18 protein-coding genes and 1 tRNA gene are annotated in these 17,971 nt (G+C 33.4%); 13 read left to right on the forward strand and 6 right to left on the reverse strand.

The window, feature by feature from the left end:
* The first annotated feature begins 29 nt into the window (after positions 1–29).
* The 4 genes from jag (at position 30) to mnmG (ending at position 4,765) form a co-directional block, all read left to right on the forward strand.
* A complete protein-coding gene (gene jag / locus AC1RPJ_RS00390; RefSeq protein ID WP_481761081.1) occupies positions 30–755 on the forward strand; it encodes an RNA-binding cell elongation regulator Jag/EloR in 726 nt (241 codons plus the stop codon).
* Between the two features lie 26 nt (positions 756–781).
* Positions 782–1,234 (forward strand): MarR family winged helix-turn-helix transcriptional regulator, encoded by a 453-nt coding sequence (locus AC1RPJ_RS00395; RefSeq protein ID WP_481761080.1) that lies wholly within the window; start codon positions 782–784, stop codon positions 1,232–1,234.
* 207 nt (positions 1,235–1,441) lie between these two features.
* Positions 1,442–2,830 carry a tRNA uridine-5-carboxymethylaminomethyl(34) synthesis GTPase MnmE gene (gene mnmE / locus AC1RPJ_RS00400; RefSeq protein WP_481761079.1) on the forward strand — a complete coding sequence of 463 codons (1,389 nt, stop codon included), beginning with the start codon at positions 1,442–1,444 and terminating at the stop codon, positions 2,828–2,830.
* A gap of 24 nt (positions 2,831–2,854) precedes the next feature.
* Positions 2,855–4,765 carry a tRNA uridine-5-carboxymethylaminomethyl(34) synthesis enzyme MnmG gene (mnmG, locus tag AC1RPJ_RS00405; protein ID WP_481761078.1) on the forward strand — a complete coding sequence of 637 codons (1,911 nt, stop codon included), beginning with the start codon at positions 2,855–2,857 and terminating at the stop codon, positions 4,763–4,765.
* 85 nt (positions 4,766–4,850) lie between these two features.
* On the opposite strand, the gene AC1RPJ_RS00410 is transcribed toward mnmG, so the two are convergent.
* Both AC1RPJ_RS00410 and AC1RPJ_RS00415 read right to left on the reverse strand, forming a co-directional pair.
* Entirely contained in the window at positions 4,851–5,696 is an 846-nt protein-coding gene (locus AC1RPJ_RS00410; RefSeq protein ID WP_481761077.1) for a DUF6574 domain-containing protein, read from the reverse strand.
* Between the two features lie 18 nt (positions 5,697–5,714).
* Positions 5,715–7,253 (reverse strand): zinc ribbon domain-containing protein, encoded by a 1,539-nt coding sequence (locus AC1RPJ_RS00415; RefSeq protein ID WP_481761076.1) that lies wholly within the window; start codon positions 7,251–7,253, stop codon positions 5,715–5,717.
* A gap of 381 nt (positions 7,254–7,634) precedes the next feature.
* On the opposite strand from AC1RPJ_RS00415, the gene AC1RPJ_RS00420 reads away from it, so the two are divergent.
* A complete protein-coding gene (locus tag AC1RPJ_RS00420; protein WP_481761075.1) occupies positions 7,635–7,946 on the forward strand; it encodes a helix-turn-helix domain-containing protein in 312 nt (103 codons plus the stop codon).
* On the opposite strand, the gene AC1RPJ_RS00425 is transcribed toward AC1RPJ_RS00420, so the two are convergent.
* Complete coding sequence (locus AC1RPJ_RS00425) at positions 7,941–8,162, reverse strand: hypothetical protein (protein ID WP_409021835.1); 222 nt, start codon at positions 8,160–8,162, stop codon at positions 7,941–7,943. The genes AC1RPJ_RS00420 and AC1RPJ_RS00425 overlap by 6 nt on opposite strands.
* A gap of 211 nt (positions 8,163–8,373) precedes the next feature.
* On the reverse strand, positions 8,374–9,384 hold the full coding sequence (locus AC1RPJ_RS00430) for a YdcF family protein (RefSeq protein ID WP_481761074.1): 1,011 nt from the start codon (positions 9,382–9,384) through the stop codon (positions 8,374–8,376).
* Positions 9,385–9,553: 169 nt separating this feature from the next.
* On the opposite strand from AC1RPJ_RS00430, the gene AC1RPJ_RS00435 reads away from it, so the two are divergent.
* On the forward strand, positions 9,554–10,153 hold the full coding sequence (locus AC1RPJ_RS00435; RefSeq protein WP_481761073.1) for a cadmium resistance transporter: 600 nt from the start codon (positions 9,554–9,556) through the stop codon (positions 10,151–10,153).
* A 10-nt stretch (positions 10,154–10,163) separates the two neighbouring features.
* Entirely contained in the window at positions 10,164–10,484 is a 321-nt protein-coding gene (locus AC1RPJ_RS00440) for an ArsR/SmtB family transcription factor (protein WP_481761072.1), read from the forward strand.
* A gap of 80 nt (positions 10,485–10,564) precedes the next feature.
* Here AC1RPJ_RS00440 and AC1RPJ_RS00445 read toward each other — a convergent pair.
* Positions 10,565–10,637 (reverse strand) — tRNA-Ala (locus tag AC1RPJ_RS00445).
* A 452-nt stretch (positions 10,638–11,089) separates the two neighbouring features.
* Positions 11,090–12,538, reverse strand: coding sequence for a C40 family peptidase (locus AC1RPJ_RS00450; RefSeq protein WP_481761071.1), 1,449 nt, complete (start codon positions 12,536–12,538; stop codon positions 11,090–11,092).
* Positions 12,539–13,015: 477 nt separating this feature from the next.
* Here AC1RPJ_RS00450 and lepB point away from each other — a divergent pair, with 477 nt between their 5' ends.
* From lepB to AC1RPJ_RS00480, 6 genes are all read left to right on the forward strand, one after another.
* A complete protein-coding gene (lepB, locus tag AC1RPJ_RS00455) occupies positions 13,016–13,618 on the forward strand; it encodes a signal peptidase I (RefSeq protein WP_481761070.1) in 603 nt (200 codons plus the stop codon).
* 49 nt (positions 13,619–13,667) lie between these two features.
* Complete coding sequence (gene rihA, locus AC1RPJ_RS00460) at positions 13,668–14,618, forward strand: pyrimidine-specific ribonucleoside hydrolase RihA (RefSeq protein WP_481761069.1); 951 nt, start codon at positions 13,668–13,670, stop codon at positions 14,616–14,618.
* 99 nt (positions 14,619–14,717) lie between these two features.
* Complete coding sequence (gene rsmG, locus AC1RPJ_RS00465; protein WP_481761068.1) at positions 14,718–15,452, forward strand: 16S rRNA (guanine(527)-N(7))-methyltransferase RsmG; 735 nt, start codon at positions 14,718–14,720, stop codon at positions 15,450–15,452.
* Positions 15,453–15,470: 18 nt separating this feature from the next.
* Positions 15,471–16,319 (forward strand): nucleoid occlusion protein, encoded by an 849-nt coding sequence (gene noc, locus AC1RPJ_RS00470; protein WP_481761067.1) that lies wholly within the window; start codon positions 15,471–15,473, stop codon positions 16,317–16,319.
* A gap of 6 nt (positions 16,320–16,325) precedes the next feature.
* The gene (locus tag AC1RPJ_RS00475; RefSeq protein WP_409021824.1) at positions 16,326–17,093 is read left to right on the forward strand and encodes a ParA family protein; all 768 of its coding nucleotides are present in this window, start codon (positions 16,326–16,328) and stop codon (positions 17,091–17,093) included.
* Entirely contained in the window at positions 17,083–17,964 is an 882-nt protein-coding gene (locus AC1RPJ_RS00480) for a ParB/RepB/Spo0J family partition protein (RefSeq protein WP_409021823.1), read from the forward strand. Before AC1RPJ_RS00475 ends, AC1RPJ_RS00480 begins: the two co-directional genes overlap by 11 nt.
* The last annotated feature ends 7 nt before the right edge of the window (positions 17,965–17,971 follow it).

The following is a 17,971-nucleotide window of genomic DNA, read 5'->3' on the forward strand; positions in this document are numbered from 1 at the left end:
ACGATGATAATTATATTTGGAGGATGAACATGCCCATATTTACTGGAAAAAATGTTGATCAAGCTGTGAGTAACGGTTTGGCTGCATTAAAGCTTGAAAAAACACAGATTGAAATTAAAATAATCAATGAAGGTAAGTCTGGATTTTTATTTTTTGGCCGCAAAAAGGCAGAAGTTGAATTAATTGAAAAAAAAATAACAGAAAAACCAGTAAGCAAGAAAATTATTGATGAAAAAAAAGATAGTGTTACATCAAAGCCTCTAACAGCAGCAGAAAAAGCTGCTAGAAGTCAACTTAATGAAAAAGCAGTTCATGATGTTGGTTATTATTTGGCCGACATTACAGAATTAATGGGTATTGATACAGAAATTAATGTTCAATTTGAGCGCCGTCAGGTAACATATGATTTTAATACGAGTAAACAAGGATTATTAATTGGTAAACACGGTAAAAGTTTAAATGCTTTGCAATATTTAGCACAAGTTAATATGAATCAAAAAGCAGTTAGCAGAATGAATGTTATTCTAGATGTTGGTGGCTACCGTAAACGTCGCGAAGAAACGATTGAGCGCCTTGCAATTAAAGTGGCCAAGGATGTTATTAGAACGGGTGAGACGGTACAATTAGACCCGATGCCTGCTAACGAACGTAAGCAAATTCATTTTTATTTAGCACGAAATAACCGAATCAAAACAACATCGATTGGAACAGAACCTAAGCGCTCAGTAATTGTAGCGCCTAAAAATAAAAAATAGTCAGTAATAGAAGGGAGTCCCCACCCATGGCTTTAAAACATGATCCAGAAAAATTAGAAGATGAACTATGTTTTGCTATTTACACAGCACAAAAAGATTACAATAAATTTTATACAGAATCACTGAAGGAATTTAGCTTAACGTATCCGCAATATATTACGTTACTTTCATTGTGGGAAACGTCACCTGTTATGGTGAAGGAACTTGGTGCGAAGTTACATCTAGATAACGGAACATTAACACCACTTTTAAAACGTATGGAAAAGGATGATTGGATTCTTCGGACTAGAGATCCTGAGGATGAACGCCGTGTGAATGTCTCATTGACTGGAAAAGCTAAAAGAAGTAAACATAGAATTATGAAACAAATGTCGAATTGTTTTACTTCATTTGATATGACTGAAGAAGAATATCTTGGTTATGTTAATGAATTAAAAGTGATTACTAATAAATTAGAAAATCGCGGTATTCGTGGTTAGTGAATTAGAATCATCAAACAGACTTGTTGACAAATGTCGGTAAAAAAAGTATATTATTGGCATTGAACTTAATATTAGATAAAGTAGTGAAGGTGCTTTATCCACGTCCTTTTAGGGCGTGGAGTGGGCCCTTTTTTTGTTTGAAAAAATTTAAAGAATATGATTAATTAACTGCTAATAGAGCACTTGAAGGGAGTATTTAAAGATATGCCAGAATTAACAGAATTTGATACAATTGCCGCTATATCAACACCACCTGGTGAAGGTGCCATTTCAATTGTTCGATTAAGTGGTGAGGATGCCGTTCAAATTGCTAATAATGTATTTAAAGGGAAAAATTTAGGTAACGTTGATAGTCATACCATTAACTACGGACATATTTTAAATCCTAAAACGGATGAAGAAGTCGATGAGGTCATGGTCTCAGTTATGTTAGCACCTAAAACATTTACACGTGAAGATGTGATTGAAATTAACTGTCATGGTGGTATTGTACCAACGAATCAAATTTTACAATTATTATTAAGTAATGGGGCACGCTTAGCTGAACCTGGTGAATTTACAAAACGAGCATTCTTAAATGGTCGAATTGATTTATCTCAAGCTGAGGCTGTTATGGATTTAATTCGTGCTAAAACAGATCGCTCAATGAAAGTTGCACTAAATCAGTTAGATGGTAATTTAGCACGTCTAATCCGCAATTTACGTAAAGATATCGTAGATGTTTTGGCATTAGTTGAAGTTAATATTGATTATCCAGAATACGATGCTGGTGAAGAAATGACGACTAAATTATTGCTTGAAAAAGCACGTGATGTTAAGCAATATGTTCAAGAATTACTACAAACAGCGCAACAAGGTAAAGTATTACGTGAAGGATTAGCTACTGCCATAATTGGTCGACCTAATGTTGGTAAATCAAGTCTTTTGAATCACTTATTACATGAAGATAAAGCCATTGTAACTGATGTTGCTGGAACAACGCGTGATGTGATTGAAGAATACGTTAACGTTATGGGTGTACCTTTGAAATTGGTAGACACTGCCGGTATTCGTGATACAGAAGATAAGGTTGAAAAAATTGGGGTTGAACGTTCGAAAGAAGCGATTGTTCAAGCTGATTTAGTCATGCTTGTTTTGAATAGCAATGAACCTTTGTCTGCTGAAGATAAGCAGCTCATTAAATTAACACAGAATGATAAACGAATTGTTATCTTAAATAAAACAGATTTACCAGAAAATCTAGATCGTAAAGAATTAGAAAGTATGGTTGATCCAACGGAAATTATTTCTATTTCTGTCTTAAATCATGAAGGTGTGAAGCAACTTGAAGAAAAAATTGCTAACTTATTCTTTGGTGGAATTGAAAATAGCCAAACAACAGTTATGATTACTAATTCTCGTCATATTGGCTTGTTAAATCAAGCTGAGACTGCTTTAGATGATGTGATCACTGGGATTGCTTCCGGTATGCCAATCGATTTAGTTCAAATTGACATGACTAGAAGTTGGGAATTACTTGGTGAAATCACTGGTGATAGCTACAAAGATGAATTACTCACAGAATTATTTAGTCAATTCTGTTTAGGTAAATAATTGTTAGTAAATAGGAGAATATAAATGGACATTAAAACTTATGACGGCCCAGATTATGATGTAATTGTGGTTGGTGCTGGACATGCTGGTTCAGAAGCAGCACTCGCTGCTGCACGAATGGGTAATAAAACATTACTTATCACAATTAGTTTAGACATGGTTGCTTTTATGCCATGTAATCCTTCAATTGGTGGTCCAGCTAAAGGAATTGTTGTACGTGAAATTGATGCCTTAGGTGGCGAAATGGGTCGTAACATCGATAAAACTTATGTACAAATGCGTATGTTAAATACTGGTAAAGGTCCAGCTGTTAGAGCATTACGGGCACAAGCTGATAAACATCTTTATTCAAGTGAAATGAAACATACAATGGAAAAAGAAGAAAACCTAACGTTACGTCAAGGAACAGTCGATAGTTTAATTGTTGAAGATGGCGAATGTCATGGTGTTGTAACAAATACTGGGGCAAAATACCGTTCTAAAAGTGTTGTTTTAACAGTTGGAACGGCTGCTCGCGGTAAGATTATTATTGGCGAATTGAGTTATTCATCAGGTCCTAATAATTCACAACCTGCAATTAAATTATCTGAAAATCTTGAAGCTCTTGGATTTGATTTAGAACGTTTTAAAACTGGAACACCACCTCGTGTTGATGGGAATACAATTGATTACAGTGTGACTGATGAACAACCAGGGGATGTTGAACCTAACCACTTTAGTTTTGAAACACCTGATGAAGATTATATTGATGTTAAAAATCAATTATCTTGTTGGTTAACGTATACCAACTTGAAAACGCATGAGATTATTAATGCTAACCTTGATCGTGCACCTATGTTCTCAGGAATTATTAAAGGTGTGGGTCCACGTTACTGTCCATCTATTGAAGATAAAATTGTTCGTTTCTCTGATAAACCTCGTCATCAGCTCTTCTTAGAACCAGAAGGCCGTTCAACGGACGAATTTTACGTTCAGGGCCTTTCTACGTCAATGCCGGAAGAAGTCCAACAAGATATTATTCATTCAATTAAGGGCCTTGAAAACGCTGAATTAATGCGTCCGGGTTATGCGATTGAATATGATGTCGTGGCTCCTTATCAATTACGACCAACGCTTGAAACTAAATTAGTGAAGAATTTATATACCGCTGGTCAAACAAACGGGACTTCTGGATATGAAGAAGCTGCTGGACAAGGAATAATGGCAGGAATTAACGCTGGGTTACGTGCTTTAGGCCGCGAAGATTTTACGTTAAATCGAAGTGACGCTTATATCGGTGTTATGATTGATGATTTAGTAACAAAAGGGACAAACGAACCTTATCGTCTATTAACATCTCGTGCTGAATATCGCTTAATCTTACGTCATGATAACGCTGATTTACGTTTAACTGAAAAAGGATATGATATTGGTTTAATTTCTGAAAAGAGATTAGCTATTTTTAAAGCTAAAAAAGCTGAAATTGAAGCCGAAAAAGCTAGATTACAATCATTCCGTATTAAACCTACTGAAGATGTGAATGCATTCTTAGCAGAACATAATAGTGCCGCTTTGAAAGATGGCGTGTTGGCTAATGAATTTTTACGTCGCCCTGAGGTAACTTACGCAGACATTGAGAAGTTTATTCCAGGTCCTGACCATGAATTAGACCATAGAATTATTGAACAAGTAGAAATCCAATTTAAGTACGAAGGCTATATTAAAAAAGCACAAGAAAAAGTTGCGAAGTTAAAACGTATGGAAGCTAAAAAAATTCCAACAAATATTGATTACGATTCTATTGAAGGAATTGCGACGGAAGCGCGTCAAAAATTCATTAAGATTCAACCAGAAACATTAGCTCAAGCTAGTCGTATTAGTGGTGTGAATCCTGCTGATTTATCAATTCTTGCTGTTTATATTGAACAGGGTAAGATTGCTAAAGTTAATAATTAATAGTACAGAAATGCAGAAAAGGCACCAATCAAGTATACTTGATTGGTGCCTTTTTAACTTTTTATAATTAGGTTAAGCAATAAACTTAAAATCCAGCTGCAGAGATGATTGAAGCTATGTTGGCTGCTAAACTGACAGCAAATACTGACATAACAATCATGAAAACTAAAGCTAATAGAAGTTGTCCAATGACAACGCCGTAAAGTTTATCTATTTTAAGTGGATTTGTATCAATAATCATCGATAAAATGAAAGCAATACTCATGATAAGGGCCATTAAAGCATACATGAATACAGCAAGGCCTCTCATTCCAAGTAGCATGAAAAGCATACTAAGGACAGCTAATACAAGATTGATCATGAGGTAGTGTGTAAAGCGATTTGTAAATGAAAGTAAGGTATCACTCTTATCGCCTAAAACAACATTACGAACAAAAAATCCAATTAGTATGTAAAAGGCAAAAGCTAGTAGTGTTAAGAAAAATAATTTTGCGTAGACACTACTGTCAATTGTTGGCGCATAGGTACTTTGAGTGTTAAAGAGTCCTGAAAATAGACTTGAATTAACAGATTTAGCAACATTATCCATTATTAATTTTACAAAAATATCATTAAATATGGCGAATAAAATAATTGTCGTAAAGCCGAAATATTTATGACCATTTTCTAAAATTGTGGGATGTTTAATGGCATTTAAGAAATAAGACCAATAATTTGATGCGAATGTTTTAGCTTGTTCAATATTCTCATTTTGAGCTTTAGTATCTTGTTGTTGCGTGTATTGTTGTTGGAATTTTGTTGGTTCTTGTACGTTTTGTGATTGTGTTGCGGCCGTTTCTTGGGCTGGTTTAATGGAAAAGGCAAATCCACAGTTTGTACAAAATTTTACATTTTCTGGTTGTTGTGAACTACAGTTTGGGCATGTTTTCATGATTATTTCCTCCAAAGTTTAGTTGTCTTCAATTTTTTCACTAATTTTTTTAGCGGGTGTAATTGACTTGATTAAGAAGTCATCGTTATTAGAATAATTAACTTTAGCAGTATATCTAAATACTTGTGTTTTAGTTGAATAATTATCGTCACTATCAGTGAAATCGAACGTATAAGTAACATCATAAGCGACATCAAATTTATTTTTATCTGTCGGTGTTACTGATAATACTTTAGCGTCATAAGAGACACTACTGATTGCATCATCATCATGATAATTTTTAGCAATAGTCACCCATGCCTTGGCATCTGCATTGCTTGAGCCATTAACAAAGAAACTGCCTATTGAGCCATAACTATCATTTGAATCCTCATTAGAGTCATCACCATCGATAGTGTAGTCATCAATTTGGGTAAATAAATTGTCTATATAACTTTCTGCATCATCTAGAGTTAACATATTAGGAAAATTAATATTGAATAAATTGCTACTAGAACTATCTTGAAAGCCATTTTCATCTGTATTATTTAAAGTTACGTCGTTATCATCATCGCTACCTGAAATTTGGTATTCACTGGTAACGAGAGTGTTGTCTCCGACCTTTTCTTTAAGCTGCAATCGATTGTTTCCAGAAGAGGCAATAGGGCCAATTGTTGCAGAACCATCATCATCAGTTGTACCAACTTTTTTAGAATTAACATAGATATCAGCATTTGCGATACTTTTAATTCTAAAAGTAAGTGTACTTAAATCTAAATTGACGTTAGAAGTTGAACTAGTGAGCGTCTCAGTCGATTTATTATTTAGTTTAGTACCATCAATAGAGCCAGCTGCTTCTATTGTGTAGTTACCGGGAACTAGATTTGAGATTGTTTTACTGTAATTATCAGAGTCAGCTGTAGCAACTTTTTTATCATTCATCTTGATAACAGCCCCAGAGCTATTCGTTGATAAGTTAACGGAAACGGTTGAAAAGTCAGCCGTATATTTAGGGAATAATAACCAATGTTTACCATTTTCTTTTAAATGAAAATGTGTTGAAGTGCTTGCTCCATTGGTTAATTCGTTTTTAAAAGTTTTAAGAGAGTCTGTACTACCCCATGCATCTGATGCAGGTTTCATAGACTCATCAGTAATTTTTAATGCCGTATCCGATGTTGAAAAATAAGCTTCCATGTTTTTATCGGTTTTTAATGCATCTGTAATTCGTTCAATTTGATTTTCTTTTGAGTAATATTTTGTTCCAGCATAGTAGCCAACAACAATAATAAGAGCGATAATACCAATCAAAATTCTGATGAATTTTGTTTTACCTGAGATGGGTAATTTAGGATTTGCAGTTCGTGTTTGTGTAGGTGGCATTTGTTGTTGTGTTGGTTGAACCGGCGTAACAGGTTGCTGTGACGCAACTGAATTAACACGTAAATCAAAATTACAATTAGGACAGAAATTACCATCCTTAGGAACTTCACTTCCACAATTAGGACAGAATTTTTTTGTCGTACTCCCAGATAAATCATCTGAAGGCGCATAATAGATTTGTTCTTTTTTAATCATTGGATCTCCTTTTTAACTACCTTAATAATATGATTAACTTTGACTACTTAACTAAAAGTTACCAAATCTAGTGTATACATAGCGAGTTTTAGTTTATAAAATAATGGCTAACTCAATCGCATAAAATAGGATTTTAATCATTGGTACTTATGTATTTTTTTAGGTTGTTAGATGCAGAATTAGTAATACCCCCCGTGGCCTCCTTAGATTTAAATTACTAAATCAACGAATAAAGACAAACCTTAAACGAAACTTAAGTTATTTTATCAGCTTAAAAGGTTTTTGTATATATATATATATTAAAAAAAGATAAGCTATAATCTGTTTGATTGTTTTAAAAACCTTTACCATAAAGAGAACCTTTCTGATTAGGAGTTTAATATGCTTAAAAAAATAGGAATTTTAATTCGTGCTAAACGAAAATTATTGAATATGACCATTGAGCAACTGGCTGAAAAATCAAAATCTTCTGTTAGTTTAATTTCTTTGATAGAGCGAGGTAAGTTAGATAATATTAAAATAAAAAAATTATCAGATATTGCTGAAGCGCTGGATATGACGTTAGCTGACTTCTTTACTAATCAAAATTTAAAAGGTGTTGCAACGCTGGATTTGATTAATTATCTTGCTTCTTTACCCAAAGAAAAAAGAGAAGCGACAGCTGAATTATTGCTTAAAGTAATCCGTTTATAAATGATTATCATTAATGATTGACCATGCTATTTCTTCAATAGTGTGGTCAATTTTTTGTGCTTGATAGGCTGAGACTAAATCAATTTGTTTGGTAGGTAAATCTAAAGTTAAAATATCAAAATTGTGAAAATCAATCCTATGGTTACTAAAGTCATAAATTAAAAATTTTAAATCTTGTAATACCTTCAAATTATCGTGTATATCTATCCCATTCATAAATAAAATCTCCCTTACTAAAAAACTGTATAAAAAAAGCATTAGCTTTTATTAGCTAATGCTTAGATTACAACAAAAATAGTTAATTTATAAGACTGATATTAATAAAAATTAATTCTAACGATAGTACTGAGTTTTGTCAATATGACATAAATTAAAGGTTTATCCTTTTAAGTAGATTAATTAATTTAAGTAAGTATTGAAGTAATAATTATTTAAAAAGCTGTTGAAAAATAGACAGTAAAAGGAGCAACAAAATAACTATAAAATGACGATTTTTATGAAGCATTATGATAGCAATGAATTCACGCAAGAACGCATTAGGTAAAAAATACCATGGCGTTTTCCCGCCAATGCCTTGAGCATTTACACCAACCATTCGTGCAAATATTGCAGCACGAAAGATATGGTAGTTATTTGAACTGAATAAAATATGATCCCCTCTATGATCAAGATCAATTATTTTTTTTGAGAAACGCATATTTTCAAAAGTCGTTGTTGATTTGTCTTCTAGTAATGTAAATTCTTCTGGATAACCACTGTCGATGGCCCATTTTTGCATTGCCTGTGCTTCTGAAATAGACTCATCATTACCTTGCCCACCTGAAAAAATAATAATCGGGCGTTTACCGCCTAATAGTATTTGTTTGTCCGCAAAATTGGTAGCACGTTTGATTCTGTTGGCAAGTAGTTTACTAACTTTATAACCGTTGATTAAACCTGCACCTAGTACAATGATGTAGTCTTGATCATATTTTGGACGTCGTAAGCTATATAAAATACTAACAGACAAGAAATTTAAAAAAGCGAACATAAGATATAAGCCAGTCAACGAAGCAAAATTAAATGGTAATTGAAGATACCAAGGCCACGTACTGATTAAAGGTGTCACAAACCAGCGAATGATAAGAACAATAGCAAGTAGTAGTCCAAGCATGTTAGCTAATGAATAACTTTCACGTTTAAAGACTAGTCCAGTATTAATTAATAAAAATGGAATAGTTGCAATTGAAAGTAATATCAAACCTATAGCGCCAACAATGATAATAAAAACAGCGCTATTTTTCATAAAATTGATAGGGGAAGTAGCGAGTACACCTATTAAAGAAATGACAAATATATTGAACAGAAATCCATTAATTAATTGACGTGGTTCTTTGTGAAAGCTGATATACCAAATAGCTAACAATAAAATAGGTAGTAACAGTATTAGATAGTCCATATGAATTCCTCCGAAGTAATAGATAATAAACTAATTCTAGCATATTTTTGAATAAATAAGGTACTAATAAATTTATATTTAACCGTTTACATGGACGTTAACATATGATATATTATTCACATGAACAAAATATCATATGAATAATATATCATATAGAGGAGATGCTATAATGGTCACACTATTAGGTTCAACTGTACTCGCATTCATTTCAACAAATATCGATTATCTTTTAATTCTAATTATTATTTTTGCTAAGTATAAAAATAAACATGAAGAAAAATTAATATTTATAGGAGAGCTACTTGGTAGTGGGACGCTTATAGCAGTTAGTTTGATTGCTGCCTTTTGGTTAAAACTGATTCCTGAAGAATGGATCTTAGGATTTTTGGGACTTATTCCGATTATAATGGGTATAAAAATGTATTTTAGTGATGAAGATGAGGGTAATGAGGTCCGGGAGAAATTAGGAAAACCGGGTCAAGGCATAATTTTAAATGTAATTATGATTACTATTGCAACTTGTGGACCAGATAATCTTGCTATCTACGTCCCATTTTTCACGACATTATCTATTAGGGATGTACCTATTGTACTGATGCTATTTTTTATATTCTTATGTATCATTACATGGTTGAGTAAAATGATTACTAATTTACCTAAAATCCAAGAATTTTTTCAAAATTTTGGTAATTTAATCACTCTAATTGTTTATGTTTTCTTAGGTCTATATATATTATTAGAAAGTGGTACTATTCAGCACTTTATGTAGGAGGAAAATAATGCAACCGTACAATGAAATTCCAAAAAGTGAACTTGATGAATCAATTATGATAACTAAGCTATTGAATAATCGAATAAGATTACAATTAATCTATTTATTGGAACAACATGAATATAATGTAACTGAATTATCAAAGATACTTAATGTTGAACAAACAAACTTATCTCATCAATTAAGTTTATTAAAAACGCATCAAATAATTAGTCAGAGACGAGAAGGAAAGTTAATGTACTATCAAATTGACGATCCGCATATTATTGAAACTATGACAGCGCTGTTGCAACATGCAAAACACGTTGCAAATGGAAAACCTTATTAAATAGAAACGTAAGAAAAAGAGATTAACTTCAAATTGAAGTTAATCTCTTTTTTGATTTTTAAAATCTGTAGTGGTTACTATGGACCCTAACGGATTTGAACCGTCGACCTTCTACTTGCGGAGCAGACGCTCTCCCAACTGAGCTAAGGGCCCGAATAGCTTTATAATACACCAAATAGCCAAAATTAAAAGAAAAAGTTAGTTTTGCTTCTATGTATTTATGCCATTTTAAAATGTTTCACATGAAACATTTTAAAATGAGTAACGATTTTTAAAGATAAAAGGTTTCAAATATCACTTGTTAATAGTAGGGTAAAAAGCATTAAATACCAGTTTTTGATTAATGATGAATAAGCCGAAGAGTATAAGATTTTTGTTTTTAAATAGCAGACATAATCTTATGATGGCGTGATGTGAAGATATTTCCAAACATTAATAATTATTCGATTAATACTCTTTTAGAAGGAACAAATAATAAAATTCAGATTTCTAACGGACTTATTTCCAATCTTAGCAACTTTTATAGATTCCGAACCAGAATACTTTATATATTAAAATCCATAAAAAAAGGTCCCACTCACTTAGTGAGTGGGACCTTCATAATATTATTTATTAACAGTACCAGCAAATGAAGCAGGGTAATATGCTAATGCACCAATTTTAACATTTTGACCAGGTTCTGGAGCAGCGATATATTGGCCACCACCTAAGTAAATACCAACATGGTATGTAGAACCTTGAGCTCCCCAGAATAATAAATCTCCAGGTTGAGCAGCAGCAGTTGATTTCTTAGAAACATTTGATTCTTGTCCAATAGTATTACGGTTTAAGTTAATACCAACTTTTGCGAATACATATTGTGTGAATCCTGAACAATCAAAACCAGAAGGAGTTGATCCACCCCAAACATAAGGAGTACCTATGTATGCTTTAGCAACAGAGATAACTTTGCTTGCTGAGTAGCTTGCTGTTTGTGTTGTAGAGCTTGCAGCAGCAGTATTAGCTGTTGAAGTAGTATTAGAACTTGCAGCAGCAGTATTAGTTGTTGAAGTAGTATTAGAACTTGCAGCAGCAGTATTAGTTGTTGAAGTAGTATTAGAACTTGCAACAGCAGTGTTAGCTGTTGAAGCAGTATTAGAACTTGTAGCAGCCTTAGGTGTTGAAGTAGCATTAGAAGTTACAGCAGCTTTAGGTGTTGTTGTAGCTTTTGCAGGTGTAACAACTTTTTCAGCAGTTGTAGAAGCTACTTTAGCCATTGAACCTGTTAAGTTTAATGTTTGGCCAGGGTTAATCATTGAATTAGAAGATAAACCATTAGCATCACATAGTGCTGAGATAGTAATACCGTTTGATTGAGCGATTGACCATAATGAATCGCCGTTTTTAACAGTAACAGTCTTATTATTTGTAGTAGATGCTGCTTTAGGTGTAGCTGTTTCTACTTTAGGAGTTGCAGTAACTGATTTAGCAGCACTTACTTCTGCTTTAGGAGTTGTAGCAACTGGTTTAGCAGTACTTGTTTCTACTTTAACAGTTTTAGCTGGTGTTACTTTAGCGGGAGTAACAGTAGTACTTGCAGCTACCGCTTTTGAACCAGTTAATGTTAAATTTTGACCGGGTAAGATAAGTGCTGAGTTATCAGCAAATCCATTAGCCGAACGAAGTGCTGAGATTGAAATGCCATTTTCTTTAGCGATTGACCATAATGAATCACCATTTTTAACAGTAACGGATGTTTTATTTACTGAAGTATTAGTAGTAACGATAGTACTTGTTTTAGCTGAAGTACTTTTTTGTGTTGAGCTTGCTTTAGCGTTGCTATCCTTTTCAGGAATATTTAATGATTGACCACTTACAATAATATGAGAATTTGCGTCAATATTGTTTAAAGTTTCGATTGTTTTGATTGAAACGCCATACTTCTGAGAAAAAGCCCAAACAGTATCGTTTGTTTGAACTTTAACTGTTGCTGCATCAGCAGTTGCGTTAGATGCAAGAAGGAGGCCAGCGGTACCAACTGTACCGAGTAATAATGATTTAAGTGTGTTATTCAAGTTGAGTCACATCTACTTTCTTATTTTATTGGATTTATACTACAGTAACTATTGTAACCGGTTAGTGTTGCAATCAAATACAAAAACTATTACAACTTAGCATGATTTTGTAATATATACTAAGTAATGTTTATATATCAATGATAATGATGATTTATGTATTTAACTTATAATTTATTTAATTTAGTAAATCCCATGTGCAATAATGGTTTAGAACACTTTCAATATATTTTAAATTAAAATATATTGCCCCCCGATGTTACAAAGATATTACAGAAACCTTATGTTTCTATACTACTAGAACTAATTAAAACTATACCAGTCGTTTTACATGGTTGCAAATGAAATTTTAAGTTTTAATAGAAAGGGATTTCATTGTCTGGTATCATTTGAATTATTGGATATTGAAAGTCCTTAAATAGTTGGCGTATAATTAACTAAATAAGGGGATAAAAAATATAATGATTAGGTGGAAATATGAAAAGAATAGTTAAAGAAATAATGAGTTGGATTATACCGATTGCAATCGGTTTAATAATCGCGATGCTTTTAAAAACATTTGTTGTCACAATGGTACGTGTTGATGGGCCATCGATGCAACCTAACTTAGTTAATAATGAGCATGTTGCTGTTGTTAAAGTTATTGATATTAAGCGCTTTAGTACTGTTGTTTTTGATGCATACGGCGTAGATCCTGATGCAACTGAGGGTCAAGAGTATGTTAAACGTGTTATTGGAATGCCTGGTGATACAGTAGAATTTAAAAATGATCATGTCTATGTTAATGGTAAAGAAATTGAAGAACCTTATATTTCAACTTATCAAAAAACAGTAGGGACAAGGGTTCAGAACATAAATGCTAAAAACTGGACATTCAAGTCATTGGCTGTAGATAATCAATGGGCTAAAGATACTTCAGCTATCAGAGTACCTTCAGATAAATATTTTGTTCTAGGAGATCATCGTTCAGTATCTAATGATAGTCGTTACTGGGGGTTCGTTGATAAGTCGAAAATTCAAGGTGTTGTAAAAGTACCATTCTGGAATTTTAATAAGGCTGATCATAAATATATTTATTAATTGCATTAAAAATGCAGAAAAATAATTCGATTGAAGAGGAGATTTTATTATGACAAAAACACCAATTATTTTAGATTGTGATCCAGGACATGATGACGCATTAGCGTTAATGATGATTATTGCTTCACCAGAATTTGATTTACGTGCGGTGACAACATCCGCTGGAAATCAAACACCTGATAAAACATTTGATAACGCTTGTCGACTACTAACATTGATGGAACGGACAGATGTTCCAGTTGCTAGTGGAAATAAAAAACCTTTACTACAAGAATTAATGATTGCCGATGCCGTTCATGGAGATACTGGTGTTGATGGAACAGAGTTACCTAAATCTGAAATTCCAGCAACTAATTTAACAGCAATTGAGTTAATTGCAGAAACATTATCTAAAAGTGCTGAAAAAGTTACAATGGTTGTCACGGGCCCAATGACGAATATGGCACTATTTTTAGCTGTCTATCCTGAATTAAAAAATAAAATTGAAAAAATTGTCTTTATGGGTGGCTCAACGGATGTTGGAAATGTTAAACCTGGTTCAGAATTTAATATTGCCGTGGACCCAGAGTCAGCAAAAATGGTTTTAAATGACTCTATTCCAATGGTTATGGCTGGATTAAACTTAACTCATCAAGCACAAATTTTAGATTCTGAAATTGAAGAAATTGGTAAGATTAATAATAAAGTAGCGCAATCAGCCTACGGGTTATTGAAATTTTATGGTATTTACTATGGTCAAGAAAAATGGGGATTCGACGGTATTCCATTACATGACCCTTGTACAATTGCTTGGATGTTACATCCTGAATTATTCACAAGTGAAAAGTACCATGTTGATGTTGAGGTGAATGGTGATCTTACTAAAGGTGAGACAATCGTTGATAAATTTGATTTATTGGGATTAGAAAAAAATACAGAAGTCTTACTATCAATTGACCGTGCAAAATTTGTCGAATTATTAATTTCAAAACTTAAAAAATTTGATAAATTAGTAGGATAGAGAATCTTACAGTTGGCTTGTATTTCTGGCCTAAATACGTTAAAGTTAAACAGGACGTGAAACATCGTTTTGTTTCACAAATAACGGAGGGCCAGTCATATGAATCCAGAAGAATTTCGTCAAGCATTAGCTGAAAAAGACATTAATTTAACAGACAGACAAATGGCACAATTTGAAACATACTATGAATTTTTAGTAATGACAAATGAAAACCTTAATCTGACTGCTATTACAGAAAAATCAGACGTTTATTTGAAACATTTTTATGATTCTTTAACGCCTGCTTTTTATTCAAAAGAAATACAAAGCGAGCCCTTATCTATTTGTGACGTCGGCGCAGGTGCCGGCTTCCCTTCAATTCCACTGAAGATTGCTTTTCCGCAATTAACGGTGACTATTGTTGATTCGTTGAATAAACGTATCAACTTTTTAAATGAATTGGCGGACAAATTAGATATTACAGGGGTTGCTTTTTTTCATAATCGTGCTGAAGAATTTGCAGGTAAAAAAAGTTTATATAGAGAACAATATGATATCGTGACAGCTCGTGCTGTTGCAAGATTGAGCGTACTATCTGAATTGTGCTTACCTTTAGTTAAATTAAATGGTCAATTTATCGCTCTCAAAGCTCAAAAAATGGACGAAGAATTAGTCGATGCCGAATATGCTATCAAGCTTTTAGGTGGTCAAGTTGTGGCTAATCATGAATTTACTTTACCAATTTCAGATGACGAACGTCATCTATTAGTCGTTGATAAAGTCAAATTAAGTCCTAAAAAATACCCTAGAAAAGCGGGTGTACCTGGACGTACCCCACTTGTAAATAAGATATAGTCAGGAGGTCGTCGGAAAATGGCATTTTCATTTTTAGGAAATCGTAAAAATCAACAAGAACAAGAAGATGAAACGAATCAAACGAAGGTTAGTGACATTTCTGTTACGACTATTGTACCCAATCGCTTCCAACCTCGTCGTGTCTTTGATGATCAAAAAATTGATGAATTAGCACAAACCCTTAAAGAACACGGGTTATTGCAGCCTATTATTTTGCGAGAGTATGAGACTGGAAAATATGAGATTATTGCTGGGGAACGTCGTTTTCGGGCAGCATCTTCATTAGGATGGAAAAAAATTCCGGCAATTGTTCAGAAAATGGACGACGACCAAGCGGCTTCGATGGCACTAATTGAAAATTTACAACGTGAGGAACTAACAGCAATTGAAGAAGCAGAGGCCTACAGTAAACTAATGAGTTTAAACCACTTATCACAGTCAAAATTAGCTGAAGATATGGGTAAAAGCCAAGCATTTGTTGCTAATAAATTGCGTTTATTAAAATTAGAACATGACGTACAAACGTCCATTATGGCGCAACAGATATCCGAACGTCACGGAAGAGCAATGGTTAGTTTATCAGCTAGCAATCAAAAAAAATTATTAAAACGTATTTTAAAAGAGAAATTAACAGTGAAAGAAACCGAAAAGTTAATTTCAGCTAATAAAATTAAACCAGAATCAAAAGTGTCTGAAAAGAAAAACACGAAAAAAGGTAATCCTGATAAAAGATTAGTGATTAATACCCTAAAACAAGCGGTTCAAGTTATAGAAAATAACGGTGTAACGATTAAATCAAAACAAGAAAAAACTGATTCAGGGTATCGCGTTATTATTGATGTGATTGAATCAAAAAAGGAGGGTTAATCAAACATGGGAATTGTTATTTCATTAGCAAACCAAAAAGGTGGCGTTGGTAAAACAACAACGAGTGTGAATTTAGGCGCTTGTTTAGCCGAGCTAGGCAAGCGTGTTTTATTAATAGATACGGATGCTCAAGGAAATTCAACAAGTGGTGTTGGTATTGAAAAATCAACAATAAAAAAAGATATTTATGATGTTTTAGTTAATGAATTTCCAATTAAGGAGACAATTCTAGCTACTAGTCATAAAGGATTAGATATCGTTCCGGCAACCATTCAATTGGCTGGTGCTGAGATTGAATTAACACCGCAAATGGCTCGTGAAACAAGATTATTGGATGCCGTTAAAACAATTGAAGATCAGTATGATTATATTTTAATAGATTGCCCGCCATCACTTGGATTGATTACAATTAATGCCTTTACAGCTAGTAAATCAATTTTAATTCCTGTTCAAAGTGAATACTATGCTTTGGAAGGTTTAAGCCAATTGCTTAACACAATTCGTTTAGTTCAAAAGCATTTTAATCCAGATTTAGCCATTGAAGGCGTTTTAATGACAATGTATGATGCACGTACAAATTTAGGCGCAGAAGTTGTGTCTGAGGTGCAAAAATATTTTGCAGAAAAAGTCTACAAGACAATTATTCCGCGAAATGTCCGCTTGTCTGAAGCACCTAGCCATGGGATGGCAATTATTGATTACGATCCTAAGTCGAAGGGTGCTCAAGTCTATATGGAATTGGCAAAGGAAGTGTTAAAAGCGCATGGTAAATAATAAAAAAGGTCTTGGAAAAGGGATTAACGCGTTATTTCAGGATGAACTTGATCAATATGATGATACAAAAGAATCTGTTGTTCGTTTAAACTTAGCTGAAATTCGCCCTAATCCTTACCAACCTCGTAAAACATTTGATGAAGATGCCCTAAAAGAATTAGCTGCGTCTATCAAAAAATCAGGTGTCTTCCAACCAATTATTGTAAGAGAATCAGTCATTAAGGGTTATGAAATCATTGCAGGAGAACGTCGTTTCCGTGCGTCTAAATTAGCAGGACTAACAGATGTCCCTGCAATTATTAGAACGATGACAGAAGAAGCAATGATGGAAGTTGCTATTTTGGAAAATTTACAACGTGAAGAATTGTCTCCTTTAGAAGAGGCAGAAGCTTATAACATGTTGATGGAAAAATTAAACTTAACGCAGTCACAAGTTTCAGAGCGATTAGGCAAAAGTCGTCCTTATATTGCTAATTATTTGCGTTTATTAGGATTGCCCAACTCAGTTAAAGAATTACTCCAAGTTGATCAGTTATCGATGGGTCAAGCAAGAACATTGCTGTCACTTAAAGATAAACAAAAAATTGGGGCATTAGCTAAAAGAACAGTTAAAGAAAATCTAACTGTTCGTGAGTTGGAAAAAGTAATTGCCCAAATGAACGGCGAAATTAAAAAGAATACTAAAAAAGTGAACGAAGTTGAAAAATCAATTTATGTTCAACAAAGTGAGAACTTGTTAAAAGAAAAATTTGGAACACAAGTTTCTATCCAACAGAGCAAAAAAAATCATAAAGGTAAGATAGAAATTGACTACTTATCAACGGATGATTTGAACCGTATTTTGGACTTACTTGATATTTCACTAGACTAGGAGGTTA

It is taken from the genome of Dellaglioa sp. CoH-57-MRSF-17 (assembly GCF_056782015.1).

What these genes read in the sequence shown, in the direction of transcription:
- AC1RPJ_RS00475 (WP_409021824.1), top strand. Translation starts at nt 16,326, where the DNA reads ATGGGAATTGTTATTTCATTAGCAAACCAAAAAGGTGGCGTTGGTAAA.
- rihA (WP_481761069.1), top strand. Translation starts at nt 13,668, where the DNA reads ATGACAAAAACACCAATTATTTTAGATTGTGATCCAGGACATGATGAC.
- AC1RPJ_RS00395 (WP_481761080.1), top strand. Translation starts at nt 782, where the DNA reads ATGGCTTTAAAACATGATCCAGAAAAATTAGAAGATGAACTATGTTTT.
- AC1RPJ_RS00415 (WP_481761076.1), bottom strand. Translation starts at nt 7,253, where the DNA reads ATGATTAAAAAAGAACAAATCTATTATGCGCCTTCAGATGATTTATCT.
- AC1RPJ_RS00420 (WP_481761075.1), top strand. Translation starts at nt 7,635, where the DNA reads ATGCTTAAAAAAATAGGAATTTTAATTCGTGCTAAACGAAAATTATTG.
- AC1RPJ_RS00425 (WP_409021835.1), bottom strand. Translation starts at nt 8,162, where the DNA reads ATGAATGGGATAGATATACACGATAATTTGAAGGTATTACAAGATTTA.
- AC1RPJ_RS00440 (WP_481761072.1), top strand. Translation starts at nt 10,164, where the DNA reads ATGCAACCGTACAATGAAATTCCAAAAAGTGAACTTGATGAATCAATT.
- mnmG (WP_481761078.1), top strand. Translation starts at nt 2,855, where the DNA reads ATGGACATTAAAACTTATGACGGCCCAGATTATGATGTAATTGTGGTT.
- rsmG (WP_481761068.1), top strand. Translation starts at nt 14,718, where the DNA reads ATGAATCCAGAAGAATTTCGTCAAGCATTAGCTGAAAAAGACATTAAT.
- noc (WP_481761067.1), top strand. Translation starts at nt 15,471, where the DNA reads ATGGCATTTTCATTTTTAGGAAATCGTAAAAATCAACAAGAACAAGAA.
- AC1RPJ_RS00435 (WP_481761073.1), top strand. Translation starts at nt 9,554, where the DNA reads ATGGTCACACTATTAGGTTCAACTGTACTCGCATTCATTTCAACAAAT.
- AC1RPJ_RS00430 (WP_481761074.1), bottom strand. Translation starts at nt 9,384, where the DNA reads ATGGACTATCTAATACTGTTACTACCTATTTTATTGTTAGCTATTTGG.
- AC1RPJ_RS00480 (WP_409021823.1), top strand. Translation starts at nt 17,083, where the DNA reads ATGGTAAATAATAAAAAAGGTCTTGGAAAAGGGATTAACGCGTTATTT.
- mnmE (WP_481761079.1), top strand. Translation starts at nt 1,442, where the DNA reads ATGCCAGAATTAACAGAATTTGATACAATTGCCGCTATATCAACACCA.
- jag (WP_481761081.1), top strand. Translation starts at nt 30, where the DNA reads ATGCCCATATTTACTGGAAAAAATGTTGATCAAGCTGTGAGTAACGGT.
- AC1RPJ_RS00410 (WP_481761077.1), bottom strand. Translation starts at nt 5,696, where the DNA reads ATGAAAACATGCCCAAACTGTAGTTCACAACAACCAGAAAATGTAAAA.
- lepB (WP_481761070.1), top strand. Translation starts at nt 13,016, where the DNA reads ATGAAAAGAATAGTTAAAGAAATAATGAGTTGGATTATACCGATTGCA.